We start from the raw sequence: 16,147 nt of genomic DNA, 5'->3' as shown, positions 1-16,147 counted from the left end.
AGCACGGATGCCAGGCAGGTGTCCCCTGTCTGGCATTCAGGGGCCTTCTCTAGCTTTGGTTGAAGAAACTGGCGGTGGTCTCGCTAGCCTTTTTGTCGTCGCCGATGACTTCAACATACGACGGCGACAGCAGGAAGACCTTATTCGTGACGCGCTCAATGCTTCCACGAAGGCCGAAGACAAGACCTGCGGAGAAATCAACGAGGCGCTTGGCGTCAGCCTCACCCATGTCGGTGACGTTCATGATGACGGGGATCCCGTCCCGGAAGCTCTCACCAATGAGTTTGGCGTCATTGTAGGACCTGGGGTGGATCGTGGTGATCTGTCGCAGTCCGGTGGTCTCTTCGCGGCTCGACGCCGCACGTTTAATAGGTGTCACGGGTGCGCGGTATTCCTCTTCGGCAGCGGGTGGCGTTTCGCGGACGACCTCGCGGACAGGTGCCGGTGCACGGCGTTCCTCGCGGTCAAGCGGCATGTGGTCCTCGTCCTTTTGCTGGTTGGAAAGCTCAGACTCGTAGTGCTCATCGCCATCGGCGAGCCCAAGATAGATCATTGTCTTGCGCAGAGCGCCGGCCATGGTCGACTCCTAATCGTCTCCGTAAGCGGGCCGCTGAAATCGCCTGACAGCCATGGAATGCCCGCCATTCATTCCAATACTCAGACGCTACCGCACCGCCGGGCGCGAACCGAGAATATCCGAGCCGATCCTGAGGTGTGTCGCGCCGAAACGGATGGCGGCTTCGAGGTCCTGGCTCATGCCCGCGGAAACCCCCACGGCAGACGGGTGTCCGGCCCGCAATCCGGCCGAAATATCCGCCAGTTTCGCGAAGGCCCGCTCCGGGTCAGCTCCCAGGGGGGCGACCGCCATGACGCCGGCCAGGCGAAGTCCGCCGGCCTCTTCCAGCTGGTCAGCCAGCACTGGAACGTCGTCGGGGGCAGCACCGCCGCGGTGGGAGCCGGCAGCTTCGTCCAGGCTCACCTGGATGAAACAGTCAAGGCTGCCGCGTCCTGACCGCTCCTGTTCCGCGGCCATCGCCCTGCCAAGTGCCCCTATGAGCTGCGGACGGTCCACGGAGTGGACGGCGTGCGCATACCGGACCACTGTCTTGGCCTTTTTGCTTTGGAGCTGGCCCACGAAGTGCCATCTGACGTCAAGTCCCGCGAGCAGGGCGGCCTTTTCCGAGGCCTCCTGGTCCCTGTTCTCGCCAAAATCGGACACACCCAGTTCGGCCAGCCTGCGGATGTCCTCGGCAGGGTGGAACTTGGTGACGACGATGAGCCGCGGCGGGTCCGTGCGCCCCGCGGCGGCGGTTGCCTCCGCAATCCGTTGTCTAACTTCGGCCAACCGCCGGCCCAGTTGCGCTGTCCGGGGATCCGTTTCCGGTGTCATTTCACTCATGGGTCCATGCCAGGCCAGCGAACCGGCCCGACTGCCTGTCCCTCCTGTAGGAGTAGAGCGCGTCAGTTTCAAGGGTGCAGGGTCCCCGGTATTCAATCAGCACGCCCTCTGATTCGAGTTGGCTTGCCGCTCCGGCCGGCAGGTCAAGCGCGGGCGTCCCCCAGCTTGTGGTCGACCATGCGGAAGGCACGACGGCGGCAACGTCCGCCCGCAGGTCGGCCGGCACTTCGTAGCAGCGCCCGCAGATCGAGGGTCCAAGCCAGGCGCGGATCTCAGTCGCCCCCGCCGTCCGCAACTGGTCAAGTGCGGCGGGAATGACACCCGAAGCGAGCCCCGGACGCCCGGCATGTACCACGCCCAGTACCGGACCGGCGCTGCCGTCACCCACCAGCACCAGAGGAATGCAGTCGGCAACCATGACCGCCAGGGGAAGGCCGCGTGAAACCATGGCATCCGCCGTGGGCGCCGGACCGCCGGACTCCATCACGGCAACGTGATTGCCGTGCACCTGGTTCATGTACTGGAACCGGCGGGGTGCAATGCCCGCAGCAGCCTCCAGTTCCTCCCGTCGGCGCATGACCGACCGCCCGTCATCCCCCACATGCAGTGCGAGATTGCCCGCCGCTGAATCGGTGAACGCCACCGACACACCGGGAAGGACTTCAGCACGCCACACAAACAATCAGAACACCGACAACAATCAAAAACACCGACAATCAGGAGAGCGATAATCAGGAACCTCCGGACGGCACAGCCGTCCGTCCAGCGCCTACTTCAGGAAGTCCGGAACATCCAGGTCATCGGCGCGGCTACCGGAGAGGTCCGGCTCCACGACCGACGGAAGGTCGACGTCGAACCCCGAGTCCGCGGGGATGGCAGACTGGCGCTGCTGGCCCCAATTGCTCAGACCAGAGGCGCCGACTCCGGCGTGCACCGGCTGGACGTGGACGTGCTGGCTGCTCGACGGCGCCTGGCCGGACGGCGCTGCGGCCGGAACCGCCGGGCGCTGCGGCGCAGCCTGCGGCTGCGACTGGTCCATCGACGGCGAGGTGGCCTTGACGTCGTCGAAACCGGCAGCGATCACCGTGACACGGGCCTCGTCGCCGAGGGCGTCGTCGATCACGGCACCGAAGATGATGTTGGCTTCGGGGTGGGCCACTTCCTGGACCAGGCGTGCGGCTTCGTTGATCTCGAACAGGCCCAGGTCGGAACCGCCCTGGATCGAGAGCAGAACGCCGTGGGCGCCGTCGATGGACGCCTCAAGCAGCGGGGACGCGATCGCGAGTTCGGCAGCCTTGACAGCCCTGTCCTCGCCGCGGGCCGAACCGATGCCCATGAGGGCCGATCCGGCGCCCTGCATGACGGACTTCACGTCGGCGAAGTCGAGGTTGATCAGGCCAGGGGTGGTGATCAGGTCGGTGATGCCCTGGACACCGGACAGCAGGACCTGATCGGCGGAGCGGAATGCGTCCAGGACCGAGACGTTGCGGTCGCTGATGGACAGCAGGCGGTCGTTCGGGATGACGATCAGGGTATCGACCTCGTCACGCAGAGCGTCGATGCCAGCCTCCGCAGAACCTGCACGGCGACGCCCTTCGAACGTGAAGGGACGCGTCACCACACCAATGGTCAGCGCACCCAGGGAACGTGCGATACGGGCGACTACCGGCGCGCCACCCGTTCCGGTGCCGCCGCCTTCGCCTGCAGTCACAAAGACCATATCGGCACCACGGAGCACTTCCTCGATCTCGTCAGCGTGGTCCTCGGCAGCCTGCTTGCCGACCTCCGGGTTCGCACCTGCACCAAGGCCGCGGGTCAGTTCGCGCCCGACATCAAGTTTGACGTCGGCATCACTCATCAGCAGGGCCTGGGCATCGGTGTTTATCGCGATGAATTCGACACCGCGGAGACCCACTTCGATCATGCGGTTGACTGCGTTCACGCCACCGCCGCCGATGCCGACGACCTTGATGACGGCCAAGTAATTCTGCGGAGCTGCCACGTTACGTGTCCCTTGTTCGTGTCCTATTGCGAAAACTGATGGAGTCGAGCTTGAAGCTGTGAACCTTAACCTTCGAGTTGAAGGTTATAGTTATGTCAAGTAACTCATGTCTGTGACGCTATTTCCTATGCTTCGTACATTCAAATACCGCGGCAGCGTGTCGTACTAATCACCGCGAAATAGAGCGCGTCAGCGCGTCACGGGATGCCGCGGCACGCTGACGTCGTAGATATTGACGGGATTGGCAGGGTCGGCCGGAACCTTCAGGAGCGCCTCCAGCACCCGTGCCTTCAGTTCCTTCTCGCCCGCGTTTCCCCAGATGATCGTCTGCCCGTCCACCAGCTTCAGTTGCACGGCATCGACGGATTTCGCGGAAGCGTTGGACAGCTTGGCCAGCACGTCGGCCGGCAGGGCGCCCAGGACGGCAGTCGTGGCCTGGAACAGGTCCTTGCCGATGGCCCCGGCGCCGCCGTCGATGACGGGTAGCTTCACCTTCGTGGGATCGGCCGTCGTGCTGAGTCGCACACCGTCCACGTCTACAAGGAGATATTCAGAACCCCTCTTGACGAGCGCTACCGGGACCCGCTCCCGGACGTGCACCACCAGGTCGGAAGGCGGGTGCGCTTCCGTGGTCACCGATTTGATCTGGACGAGGGGCTTCAGCAGCCTGCCGACTTCGTCATCGTTCACCTGGGGCAGTGGCTTGCCCTCAAGCGGTTTGAGCGCTGCCTTGACCTGTGCGGCTTTGAGCAGCTTGGTACCGCTGACCGTTACCGTTTTTACCGCAAGCATCGGTGAATAGACGGCGGCAAGCAGCAGGCCCGCCACGAGGGCGGTCACCACGCAGGCCGCAATAATGACGTTCCGCCTGATCCGCTTGCCCTTGGGCTCGGGAAAGGCCAGCACATTGTCCGGTTCAGCGCCGGCCCTCTGCTCTCCTGGCTTGGGGTTCTGCTGTTTGTTCGCAGACTTTCCCGGCCGCTTCCCCTGCCCCTGCCGGCGGTCCTGCCGGTCCTGCCCATGGTCCCTGGGCACAACGGGAGCGCTCTTGGAGGCGGTGATGACGCCCGGTTCCTTGCCTGGTGCCGGAACCTTGTCCCGTTTTCCGGAGCTGGCCGGCCTGTAGGTGGGCCGGCGGGTACTAGCCACTGAGCGACTCCACGATCAGCGGCCCGTACGCCGTGACGTCACCGGCACCGGCGGTCAGGATGATATCGCCCTGCTGTGCCACGGCGGAGAGGGCCTCCACGGCCGGTGCGCCCCCTGAGACCAGGCGCCCTTGCGCCCCCAGGTGTTCGGCGATCAGCCCGCTGGTCACCCCGGGGATGGGATCTTCACGGGCCGGATAAATGTCCAGCACCAGGGCCGTGTCCGCGGTGTTAAGGGCCTCGCCGAATTCCTTCGCAAATTCCCGTGTCCTGGAAAACAGGTGCGGCTGGAACAACACGTGCACTTTGTGGTCCCCGGCTACGGACCGGGCGGCGGCAAGCGCCGCCCGGACCTCAGTGGGGTGGTGGGCGTAGTCGTCGTAGACCCGCACTCCCCTGCCTTCACCCTTGAATTCGAACCGGCGTGACGCACCGGAGAACCGTGCCAGGGCAGAGGCGGCCGTGGCGGCCTCCACACCCAGCTCGAGCGCCACGGCCATTGCCGCCGCCGCGTTGAGCGCGTTGTGGCGTCCCGGGACCTGCAGGGCCAGCGGAACCTGGCCTGCCGCCGTCGAAATGCTGACGTTGCCGGGGCCGCCATCGGAGAGCCGCAGGTCGGCGGCGTCGGTGGTGCCATAGAGCACTACCCGTGTGTTGCCGCGCTCCTGGGTGCGCCGCGCGAGGGCGAGCGCCCCGGCGTCATCGGCACAAGCCACGAGGACGCCGTCAGCGGGCAGCAGCGCGGTGAAATGGTCGAACGATTCGTAAACGGCCTCAGCGGAGCCGTAGTAGTCCAGGTGATCCGGTTCCACGTTCGTGACGACCGCGATCTGCGGGCGGTAGTTCAGGAAAGAGCCATCGGATTCGTCGGCCTCAGCCACGAACACGTTGGAGGTGCCGTTGGCTGCGTTGACTCCGAGCGCCGGGACGTTGGCCCCGATGGCGAAGGACGGGTCCAGGCCGGCGCCTTGGAGCAGCACGGCAATCATGGACGTGGTGGTGGACTTTCCGTGCGTGCCGGCCACGGTGACAACGAGATCCCCTCCCATGGTGGCGGCCAGGGCCTCGGAACGGTGCAGGACTGGCAGCCCCGCAGCCTTGGCTGCGGCCAGCTCAGGATTGTCCGCACGGATGGCCGAACCCGCAACCACAGTCTGGGCGTCGCCAACGTTCGCTGCCGCGTAGCCCACAGAAATCCGGGCCCCCGCCGCGGCGAGGTCTGCCATGACGGGCAGGTCCTTGACATCGGAACCGCTGACCGGTACCCCGCGGGCCACCATGATCCGGGCCACGGCGGACATGCCGACACCGCCAATGCCGATGAAGTGGACGCGGCCAAGCGAGTCCTGGTGACGTGTTCCGTTGCTGGTCATTTGGATACCGCTTCCAGTACAAGACCGGCCATGAGCCGGTCGGCATCCCTGATGCCTAGGTTTTCGGAGTTCGCTGCCATGGACTCAAGCCTGGCGCGGTCTGTCAGGAGCGGAATGAGCCGGCTTCGGACCCATTCCGGGGTGAATTCACGGTCCGCCACGAGAAGTGCGCCGCCGGCCTGCACCAGCCCGTCCGCATTGAGTGCCTGCTCGCCGTTGCCTATGGGCAACGGCACGAAAACGGCTGGAACGCCGACGGCGGCGACCTCGCACACCGTGGCTGCACCGGAGCGGGCCAGCAGGAGGTCCGCGGCGGCGTAGACCGACTCCATTCCGTCCACGTATTCAAGCTGGCGGTAGCCTTCGGCCTGCAGGGCGTTGCCGTCCTGATCCTCGACCGACTTGCCGCGGCCGGTGATGTGGAGCGTCTGGATTCCGGCCTCTGCCAAGGCCTCGAGGGACGCGGCAACCGTCCGGTTGATGCTCTGGGCGCCGGAGGACCCGCCTGTCACGATGAGCACGGGCTTGTCCGGCTGCAGTCCAAGGGCGGTCAGCGCGCCCTCGCGGGCCGTTGCGCGGACCATGGCGGAAATTTCCCGGCGCATGGGCATGCCCACGTGGCGGGCGTTCCGCAGCGGAGTGCCCGCGAAGGCCACCGCCACGTGGTTGCTGAGCCTGGCGCCTACCCTGTTCGCCAGGCCGGGACGGGCGTTGGCCTCGTGGATGACGATGGGGATCTTTCGCCGCCATGCGGCGAGGTACATGGGCGTGCAGACATAACCACCGACTCCCACCAGGACGTCGGCTCCGGCGTCGTCGAGAATGCGCCCGGCCTGCTTCACGGCGCCGGCCAGACGGGCGGGCAGGCGCAGGAGATCCGCGGAGGGACGGCGGGGAAACGGAACCCGGTCTATGGTGGCAAGCTCGAGCCCGGCGGCCGGAACCAAGGTGGTCTCCATCCCGGAGGACGTTCCGACAGCCAGCAGCCGGGCGTCCGGGCGGGCTTCGCGGATTGCCGACGCAATGGCCAGCAGCGGATTGATATGGCCCGCCGTTCCGCCACCGGCGAGGACCACGGACAATGACTCGGTTTTCATCAGGTGCTGTTTACGCTTTCGTACGGGATTTCTTGCCGGCGGGCTTCCGGAGTGTGCCCAGCAGTTTGCGCGGCCTGAGGTTCGGTGCCATCTGGACCCTGGCCAGGGACAACACTACGCCGATTGCGCAGAGCGACATCAGCAGGGCCGACCCGCCGTAGGAAATGAAGGGCAGTGGAACCCCGATCACCGGGACCAGTCCCGTGACCACAGCCATGTTGACCGTGGCCTGGCCCAGGAGCCAGACCATGATGGTGCCGGCGAGGACCCGGTGGAACAGATCTTCCTGGGCGACTACCACGCGGTAGATCGCGGCACCGAGGATGGCAAAGAGGACCAGCACGACAACGGTCCCCACCAAGCCGAGTTCCTCGCCGATGATGGCGAAAATGAAGTCGTTGTGGGCTTCCGGTATCCAGCTGTACTTTTGCCGGCTCTGGCCCAGGCCGACACCGAACCAGCCGCCCGAGGCCAGCCCGTAAAGGCCGTTGGTTGACTGGTAGTTGGCGTCCACGCCGTCGCCGCACCCCTGTCCCGTCCACCAGGAGGTGATGCGGCACATGCGGTTCGAGCTCGTCATGGCCATGACCGCCGTGGCCGCTGCGCCGGCAACCGCCGCGAAGCCGAAGAGGTAGAGGCGCACACCGGCGAAAAAGAGTGCGGCCGCCATGACCATCATGATGATCATGCCCGTGCCGAGGTCGTTTCCGGCCAGGACCAGTCCGATGATGCCGAGGGCCAGCGGGACCACGGGAATCACTGCATGCTGCCAGCGGTGAATCAGCTTTGACTTCTTGGCGAGTACCGTCGCCATCCAGAGCGCCAGGGCAAGCTTCGCGGCCTCCGAGGGCTGCAGTGTGAAGAAGGAGCCCACTTCAATCCAGTTTTTGTTGCCGTTCACGCTGGTGCCGATCACCAGCACCAGCCCCAGCAGGCCATAGGCGACCATCATGCCCGGCCACGCAAGTCGCTTCAGCCAGACCACGTTGATCCGCGACAGCATGAACATCAGGAAGATGCCGATCCCCGCGAACAGCCCTTGCTTCAGGGCTGCCGAGTAGGGGGACTCTCCTGCCGCGATGGCCTCCACGCTGGATGCGGAGAGCACCATCATGATGCCGATGGCCGTTAGCGCGAGGGTCGTGCCCAGGATGAGGTAGTAGGTGGAGCCGTTCCGGGACTTCCCGGTGCCCTCCAGGGCGGACCAGAAGCGGCGGTACCAGCGGCGGACCCTGATCGGCAGAGGCGGCCGCTGCAGCCCGGAACTGCCGGCAGGCCGGGCGGCAGCCCCGGCGGCGGCGCCGCGGACAGCATCCGTGGTCCGTGGCCTTGCTGCCGCGGGACGTGTGGGCGTGCTGACCATTCTTACTCCTTGCCGGTCTGAGCCTGCCCTTCCACGAGCTCGCGGACTGCTTCGATGAAGGCGTCGCCACGGTGAGCATAGGAAGAGAACTGATCCATGGAGGCAGCCGCCGGGGCCAGGAGCACAGTGTCACCCGAGGTGGCGAGCTGTGCCGCTGACGTGACCGCCCGCGCCATCACTGCCTCGCCGGATTCTGGTGAAGACGGCGCGGCGTCATGACCGGCTGCGGCTGACTGCACATTTTCAGTGTCGCCCGCGTCTGGCCGGATGACCGGTACATCCGGCGCGTGTCGCTGCAGGGACTCTTCCAGGGACGCAGTGTCCTTGCCAATAAGCACCACGGCCTTAAGCCGGCCGGCGTGCCCGCGCACGAGTTCGTCGTAGCTGACTCCCTTGGACAGGCCGCCGGCGATCCACACGACGGGGTCGAAGGCGGACAGCGACGCCGCAGCAGCGTGCGGATTTGTGGCTTTGGAATCGTTGATCCAGAGGACGCCGTTCTGCTTGGCCACAGGCTGGATGCGGTGGCTTCCGGGGATGTAGGCCTGCAGTCCCAGCCGCACGTCTTCGGCGCTGAGTCCGTAGGCCCTCACCAGTCCGGCGGCGGCCAGCGCATTGGCTACCATGTGCCGCGGAGCCACGGGCCCAAGATCAGCCATCGACGCAAGCTCGGCCGCGCTGTCCTTGCGCTCGGCAATGAATGCGCGGTCCACGAGCAGGCCCTCGACGACGCCCAGCATGCTGATCGCCGGGGTGACCGTGGTGAAACCGACGGCCCTGCAGCCCTCCACTACGTCCGCGTACTCCACCATGCGTTCAGTTTCGATCTGCTCGGCGTTGTAGATGCAGGCCTTCTGCGTGTGTTCATAGATCTTGGCCTTGTCCGCGAGGTAGGACGTGTAGGACCCGTGCCAGTCCACATGGTCCTCCGCCACGTTGAGGCAAACGCTGGCGACAGCCGACACGGAGTCGCACCAGTGCAGCTGGAAGCTGGACAGCTCCACCGCGAGAACGTCGTACTCCACGGGATCCCGGAGCGCGTCAAGAATCGGCGTGCCCACGTTGCCCACGGCGATCGCCTTCAGGCCCGCGGCCCGCAGCATGGACTCGGTCAGGCCGACCGTCGTCGTCTTTCCGTTGGTTCCGGTGATGGTCAGCCAGTCCGGCGTCTTGCGCCCTTCACGGACCCGCAGGCGCCAGGCGAGCTCGACGTCGCCCCAGACCGGAATGTGGGCGCGGGCGGCAGCTGCGAGCAGTGCCTGATCCGGCCGCCAGCCGGGCGACGTCACGATCAGGTCCGGCTTCATGCCATCGATTTTCGGCACCGACCTGACGGCGTCCTCACCGAGGAGCACGTCAGCCGCCCCGACGATCCTGAGTGTGTCCGCCTTGGCGTTCGCGGTCTCGGTCGTCGAGGCGTCCACCACCACCACGCGGGCACCCAGTTCGATGAGGGTGTCGGCGGCGGAGAAGCCGGAGACACCGATGCCCGTGACTACTACGCGAAGTCCCGCCCAGTCGGAGTCCCAGCTGACGAGGTCCTTCAGCCTGGCCGCCCCGGCAGACGCGCCGCTTCCGGTTTTGGCGTTTCCGGCCTCTGTGCCGGTTGCGGTGCCGCTCACAGCAGGACCACCCATTCTGCGTAGAAGATGCCCAAACCCGCGGCGACGAAAAGGCCGGCCAGGATCCAGAAACGGACGACCACGGTGACTTCGGCCCAGCCCTTGAGTTCGAAGTGGTGCTGGAGCGGAGCCATCTTGAAGAACCTCTTGCCCTTGGTGACCTTGAAGTAGCCCACCTGGATGATGACCGACAGGGTGATCAGAACGAAGAGGCCGCCGATGAAGGCGAGCAGCAGTTCGGTGCGTGACAGGATGGCGAACCCGGCGATGGCGCCGCCGATTGCCAGGGATCCGGTGTCGCCCATAAAGATCTTTGCCGGGGAGGTGTTCCACCACAGGAAGCCCACCAGCGCCGCGCTCATAATGGCGGCCAGCAGTGCAAGGTCGAGGGGGTCCCGCACGGAGTAGCAGCCGCTACCGGCCTGGCGCGGCGAGCCGCAGGCCTGGTTGCTCTGCCAGATTCCCATCAGCGTGTAGGCGCCGAAGACCATCACGGCGGCACCTGCCGCCAGCCCGTCCAGGCCGTCAGTCAGGTTCACTCCGTTGGTGGCTGCGGTGACGATCAGGTTGGACCAGAGGACGAAGAGGACCGCCCCGAGCACTGTTCCGCCGAAGGCCAGGTCCAGCCAGGGGATGTCGCGGACGAGGGAGATCTTGGTGGACGCCGGCGTAAGGCCGCCGGGGTCTGGAAAATTGAGCGCCATGACCGCGAAGGCGATACCCACCGCGCCCTGAAGGATCAGCTTGGCCTTGGCGTTCAGCCCGAGGCTGCGCTGCCGTGAAATCTTGATGAAGTCATCCACGAACCCCACGAGGCCCATGCCCACCATCAGGAACAGCAGCAGCAGCGCCGAGACGGAAGGACCGGCCGAGCGCGGATTCATCATCCACATGAGGAGGTGCGTCAGCCCGTAACTGAGGATGACAGCGGTCACCACCACGGTTCCGCCCATGGTCGGGGTGCCGCGCTTGGTGTGGTGTGAGGTCGGTCCGTCATCCCTGATGAACTGGCCATAGCTCTTGTGGACGAGAAGGCGGATAAACAGCGGCGTGCCTACCAATGCCATCAGCAGGGCCAGGCCAGCGCCGATCAATAGTGCAATCACAGCAGCTCGCTCCCTTCATTGGCATTTGCGCGGTTTTGTCGGGGTAATGCTATCCGATCGCCCAAATGGCGCAGGCCGATGCTGTTCGAGGACTTGAACAGCACCAGGTCGCCAGGTTCCAGCTCGGCCTCCAGCACGTCGAAGGCCTCTTCCGCAGTCTCGGCAAAGATGCATTCCTCGCCCCAGGACCCCTCCTGGATGGCCGAAACGTACAGCGCCCGCGCTTCCCGTCCCACCACCAGCAGGCGTGAGATGTTCAGGCGGACCACCTGGGTGCCCACGGCGGTGTGCTCGCGGATAGACTCGTCGCCCAGCTCCAGCATGGCCCCGAGGACGGCCCAGGTGCGGCGGCCGCGGCCAAGGTCGGCGAGCGTGCGCAGTGCGGCCCGCATGGATTCCGGGTTGGCGTTGTACGCGTCGTTGATAATGGTCACGCCGTCGGCCCGTTCGGTGCGTTCCATGCGCCAGCGGCTGGCTGCCGACTGGGTGCTAAGGGAGGCGCCGATGCGCGCCGCGGGGATGCCGGCGGCGTGAGCGGCGGCTGCCGCGGCAAGGAGGTTTGCGACGTGGTGCTCTCCGATGAGCCTGCTGCTGACGTGGACAGGCTCCTCCCCCGGCAGGGCAAGGTCGAATTCCGGATGGCCCGCGGCGTTGGTATCCAGGTGCAGGGCCCGGGCCACCGATCCGTCTGAGGCGGCATTGCGCGAGGAGAAACCGAAAACGGCAGCGGAGGTGCGTCCGGCCATGGCGGCTACCCGGGGATCGTCAAGGTTCAGGACCGCCGTGCCGGTTATGGGCAGCGCTTCAACGAGCTCTCCCTTGGCCGCCGCGATGTTCTCGACACCGCCGAATTCGCCCGCATGGGCCGTTCCCACACCAAGGACCACGCCGATTTCCGGGCGGACCATCTCGCTCAGGTAGCGGATGTGGCCGATGCCTGTGGCGCCCATTTCAATGACGAGGAACCGGGTATCGAACCCGGCCTGGAATACCGTGAGCGGCACGCCCACCTCGCCGTTGTAGGAGCCTTGGGGTGCCACGGTGTTGGCTTCGCTGGAGAGGATGCCGGCCAGGAGGTCCTTGGTGGTGGTCTTGCCTGCCGACCCGGTGATGCCGATCACGGTAAGCTCTTCGCCGGCGGCTTCGCGGCGTGCCCTGATCCGGCGGACGGCCTCTGCTGCCAGGGCGCCCATGGCGAGGACGGCGTCGTCGACCACTACGGCCGGGTAGCTCTGCCCGGCGGCGTCGGTGACGTCGCGTTCGGAAAGCGCCAGCACGGCGCCACGCTCAAAGGCGGACGCCATGAACTCGTGTCCGTCCGCGTATTCGCCCGGTTTGGCCACGTAAAGCGAGCCGTTGATGGCTTCGCGTGAGTCGGTCACCACTGAGCCGGGGGTGATCTCGGGATCGGCGAGGAGTCGGCCGTTGGTGATTTCGGCGATTTCCGCCGCAGTAAATGCAATCATGTCGGTCTAGGACTCTATCCGGTCGTCTTCAAGAACGGTGAATCCACGTGCCGTCAAGGCGTTCCGGAGCTCCACCCTGTCGTCGAGGGCAAGGTTCACTCCCTTGACCTCCTGCCACACTTCATGCCCGCGTCCGGCAACCAGGATGGTGTCCTCGGGGGCTGCGAGTTCAACAGCCTTCCGAATGGCCTCGTCGCGGGGGAAGACTTCCAGAATCCGGCAGTCGAGCTGTTCGGCTTCCTTGGCATCCGTTGCGCCGACCAGCACGTCAGCCCGGATGGCCGCGGCATCCTCGTCGTGGGGATCGTCGTCGCTGATGATGACGACGTCGGCGAGCCGGGCAGCGATGGCACCCATGGCAGGACGCTTCCCTTGGTCCCGCTGCCCGGTGGCGCCGAAGACCACTATGACCCTGGACGAAGGGTCCGTGGACCTGACGGCCTCCAGTGCGCGGGCCAGGGCATCGGGATTGTGCGCGAAGTCGACCACGGCGGCGGGCTTGGCGGACACGAGCTGCATCCTGCCAGGCACGGCGACAGTGAAAGGGTCGCCGGCATCGAGGGCTGCCTGCACTTCGGCCGGATCGGCACCGCTGGCCAGCACCATGGCAAGGGCCAACGCCGCATTGGAGACGTTGAAGGTTCCGGGCAGCCCGGTGTGCACCCTCAATTCCACGCCTGCGCGGCCGCGGAGGGTGAATTCCGTGCCGAGGCCGCGCGACCGCTGGTCCGTGACGGTCCAGTCGGCGTCATCGACGGAGTCGGACGTACCGTTGGACACGACGGTCGGCAGGGTTGAAAGCGTGGTCACCGGGATCCGGGCCTCAGCGGCGAGGCGCCGTCCCCAATCGTCGTCGACCGTCACAACGGCGGCGCGGGCCCGCTCTTGCGAGAAGAGCTCCGCCTTGGTGCGGAAGTAGTCATCCATCGTCCCGTGGTGGTCAAGATGATCCTGGGTCAGGTTGGTGAAGCCGACGACGTCGAACACGACGCCGTCCACCCGGCGGAATGAGACGGCGTGGGAGGACACCTCCATGGACGCCGCATCGAGCCCCCGTTCCCGCATCAGGGCGAGCAGGGCATGGATGTCTGTGGACTCGGGCGTCGTCAGGAGACTGGGGATCGGATCGCCGCCGGCCACAATCTCGATGGTGCCGATCAGCCCGGTCTTCTTCCCCAGAGCCTGGAGCAGGGAATTGAGGAAGTAGGTGGTGGTCGTCTTGCCGTTGGTGCCCGTGACGCCGAAGAGCGAGGGCGAGGACGCGTCGGAGGTCTGGCTCCGGTAGATCAGCGCCGACAGCCGGCCCACCACGGAGCGCGGCTCATCCACCACCAGCACCGGAACCGAAGTGTCGGGCAACAGCGCAAGGAGCCGCGCACCGGCGTCGTCCGTCAGCACGGCCACCGCACCGGACTCAATCGCCGTGGCGGCGAAGTCGGCGCCATGGTGCGCGGAACCCGGGAGCGCCACATAGAGGTCCCCGCGCTCCACCGTGCGTGAATTGAGGGAGATGCCGGTAACCGGGACGGAGGCCGCAGCCCCGGCCACCGTGACGCCGACCCACTGGCCTATGGCCCCCAGCTCGACTGAGGCGACTGCCGTGGGGCGGAAGCCGCTGCGGACAGCCTGCCCGTCCTGGGCATCGGCAGTGCCGGGGGCGTTGTGCTCTGACAAGTGGATCTCCGTTGGTACTAGTGGACCAACGGACACGGCAGAACGAAGTGTTCAGGTGCACGCGGTCTTGATAAGCGGGTGTGCTACTTGGCGAACTGCGGCAGCTTGACCGGCTGACCCTTGGACGGCGGAACGTTGTACGTCCGCAATACCTGGCTCATCACCGAACGGAACACAGGCCCGTTGGTGATGCCGTAAATGGAACCTTTGGGCCGCTGCAGGACCACCTCAACAATAAACCGCGGATCGTCCATCGGCGCCATTCCCACCATGGAGGCCGTGTAACCACAGAAGCCTGCCGTGCCGTCATCGCAGGGCGACTGCGACGTTCCCGTCTTGGCGCCGACGCGGTAGCCGTCAATCGCCGCTTCCTTGATCTGGCCTTCGGTAACGGCGCTTTCGAGGATGTCGCGGACTTGCTTGGCCGTCTCCTTGGACACGATTTTCCGGGGAGGCTGTGCGGGAACTTTCTCTTCGGTTCCGTCGGGGCTGATGTAGCTGTCGATGAGCCGCGGCTGCAGCATCACTCCGCCATTCGCGATTGCCTGGTAGGCGCGGACAGTCTGGAGCGTCGACTGCGACACACCCTGGCCAAACAGCACTGTGTACTGCTGCCGCCCGTCCCACTGGTCGGCCGGGGTCAGGATGCCCTTGGCCTCTGCCGGCAGGCCGATCCGCGGAGCCTCGCCGATGCCGAACTTCTTCAGCCAGTCATGACGCTGTTCCTTCGTCAGCCGCTGGCCGGCCATGACGGTGCCTGTGTTCATGGACCAGCCAAGGATACCCGCCAGCGTCCGTTTCTCGGTCCCGTGGGGAAAGGCGTCATCGAACTGCTGGCCGTCAACCACATAGGACGGCGGAATGACAAAGGTGTCCAGAGGTTTGGCTTTGCCTTCTTCAATCACCGCAGAGGCGGTGATCATTTTTTCCACCGATCCGGGTTCGTACGCTGCGGTCACGGCGCGGACACCGCGGTCCTTGGCCGCTACCTTGCCGGGATCGTTCGGGTCGGGGGCATTGGTGTCCGCCATGGCGATGATGTTGCCGGTCTTGATGTCGGACACGATGATGGTGCCCCACTCGGCGCTCAGCTTGTCCGACTGGCTTTGGATGGCCTGCTGGGCGAAATACTGGAGATCGGAATTGAGGGTGAGCTTGACGTCCTTGCCGTCCTGCGCCGGTGTCAACTGGTCCACACCCACGGGAATCCTGAGGCCGTCCGCGCCAATCTCAAAAAGGCGCTTGCCGGGAGTTCCCCTGAGGATCGCGTCCTGAGTCTGCTCGAGACCGGCCTGTCCCCTGTCGCCGTTTTCGAGAAAGCCCACAATGCCGCCGGCGATCGAGCCGTTGGGGTAGACGCGCTTACTCGTTCCTTCGGAGAAAATGCCCGGGATCTGGAGCTTGGACACCCGGTCTTCAACGTCCGGCTTAAGGTCCTTGGCCACGATGTAGTAGGTCTTCTTGCCCGTGACCGCGTCCCGGACGTCATCAACATCCATGCCCAGAACGGTGGCAAGCTCAGAGATCCCCTGGTCGCGGGAAACCGTGACCAGTTCTTCCTCGCCGTTCACTGTTTTGAGGCGCTTGAAGGATTCCGTTTTGGTATTGACCGCCTGGTCCACGGTGATGTTGTAGCGGATCACGCTGTTGGCGAGCACTGTGCCGTTGGCGTCCACAATGCTGCCGCGCTCCGCGGGAAGAACCGTTGGCCGGAGCCGGTTATCCAGGGCGGCTTCCGCCATCCCGCCGACGTCAAGGCCCTGGACCAGGAAAAGCTTTCCGCCCACGACCAGCAGCAGCGCCAACATGATGCTGAGCCCGAGGCGCAGCCGCTTGGTAGCGTTCGGGACTTTCTGCCTGCTTGCCTTGCCTCGCGCCACGATCATCCCTTACTGCC

At 65.6% G+C, this 16,147-nt stretch carries 13 protein-coding genes; all 13 read right to left on the bottom strand.

Annotated elements, in window-relative coordinates; translation table 11 throughout:
• Positions 1-49: 49 nt before the first annotated feature.
• Positions 50-577 carry a cell division protein SepF gene (locus tag J7E80_RS11860; RefSeq protein ID WP_215051764.1) on the bottom strand — a complete coding sequence of 176 codons (528 nt, stop codon included), beginning with the start codon at positions 575-577 and terminating at the stop codon, positions 50-52.
• An 87-nt stretch (positions 578-664) separates the two neighbouring features.
• Positions 665-1,399, bottom strand: a complete 735-nt coding sequence (locus J7E80_RS11855) for a YggS family pyridoxal phosphate-dependent enzyme (protein WP_215051762.1) — start codon at positions 1,397-1,399, stop codon at positions 665-667.
• A complete protein-coding gene (locus J7E80_RS11850) occupies positions 1,392-2,081 on the bottom strand; it encodes a polyphenol oxidase family protein (protein ID WP_215051760.1) in 690 nt (229 codons plus the stop codon). Before J7E80_RS11850 ends, J7E80_RS11855 begins: the two co-directional genes overlap by 8 nt.
• 87 nt (positions 2,082-2,168) lie before the next feature.
• On the bottom strand, positions 2,169-3,401 hold the full coding sequence (gene ftsZ / locus J7E80_RS11845) for a cell division protein FtsZ (RefSeq protein WP_215051759.1): 1,233 nt from the start codon (positions 3,399-3,401) through the stop codon (positions 2,169-2,171).
• A gap of 189 nt (positions 3,402-3,590) precedes the next feature.
• On the bottom strand, positions 3,591-4,550 hold the full coding sequence (locus tag J7E80_RS11840) for an FtsQ-type POTRA domain-containing protein (protein WP_215051757.1): 960 nt from the start codon (positions 4,548-4,550) through the stop codon (positions 3,591-3,593).
• Positions 4,543-5,922: a UDP-N-acetylmuramate--L-alanine ligase gene (gene murC, locus J7E80_RS11835; protein WP_215051755.1), complete on the bottom strand. Its 1,380-nt coding sequence runs from the start codon at positions 5,920-5,922 to the stop codon at positions 4,543-4,545. Before murC ends, J7E80_RS11840 begins: the two co-directional genes overlap by 8 nt.
• A complete protein-coding gene (murG, locus tag J7E80_RS11830) occupies positions 5,919-7,019 on the bottom strand; it encodes an undecaprenyldiphospho-muramoylpentapeptide beta-N-acetylglucosaminyltransferase (protein WP_215051754.1) in 1,101 nt (366 codons plus the stop codon). Before murG ends, murC begins: the two co-directional genes overlap by 4 nt.
• A 10-nt stretch (positions 7,020-7,029) precedes the next feature.
• Positions 7,030-8,382, bottom strand: coding sequence for a putative lipid II flippase FtsW (gene ftsW / locus J7E80_RS11825; RefSeq protein WP_215051752.1), 1,353 nt, complete (start codon positions 8,380-8,382; stop codon positions 7,030-7,032).
• A 2-nt stretch (positions 8,383-8,384) separates the two neighbouring features.
• Positions 8,385-10,019, bottom strand: a complete 1,635-nt coding sequence (gene murD, locus J7E80_RS11820; protein WP_215051750.1) for a UDP-N-acetylmuramoyl-L-alanine--D-glutamate ligase — start codon at positions 10,017-10,019, stop codon at positions 8,385-8,387.
• The gene (gene mraY / locus J7E80_RS11815; RefSeq protein WP_215051749.1) at positions 10,001-11,110 is read right to left on the bottom strand and encodes a phospho-N-acetylmuramoyl-pentapeptide-transferase; all 1,110 of its coding nucleotides are present in this window, start codon (positions 11,108-11,110) and stop codon (positions 10,001-10,003) included. The genes murD and mraY overlap by 19 nt, the downstream gene beginning before the upstream one ends.
• A complete protein-coding gene (gene murF, locus J7E80_RS11810) occupies positions 11,107-12,576 on the bottom strand; it encodes a UDP-N-acetylmuramoyl-tripeptide--D-alanyl-D-alanine ligase (protein ID WP_215051747.1) in 1,470 nt (489 codons plus the stop codon). The genes mraY and murF overlap by 4 nt, the downstream gene beginning before the upstream one ends.
• Positions 12,577-12,582: 6 nt before the next feature.
• Positions 12,583-14,250 carry a UDP-N-acetylmuramoyl-L-alanyl-D-glutamate--2,6-diaminopimelate ligase gene (locus tag J7E80_RS11805; protein WP_215051745.1) on the bottom strand — a complete coding sequence of 556 codons (1,668 nt, stop codon included), beginning with the start codon at positions 14,248-14,250 and terminating at the stop codon, positions 12,583-12,585.
• An 83-nt stretch (positions 14,251-14,333) separates the two neighbouring features.
• Complete coding sequence (locus J7E80_RS11800; RefSeq protein WP_215051743.1) at positions 14,334-16,136, bottom strand: penicillin-binding protein 2; 1,803 nt, start codon at positions 16,134-16,136, stop codon at positions 14,334-14,336.
• Positions 16,137-16,147: the final 11 nt, after the last annotated feature.

Source organism: Arthrobacter sp. ISL-28 (assembly GCF_018613875.1).
Classification (GTDB): Bacteria; Actinomycetota; Actinomycetes; order Actinomycetales; family Micrococcaceae; genus Arthrobacter.
Note: the sequence above shows the minus strand (reverse complement) of the source record. Positions and strands in the feature narration are given on the sequence as shown.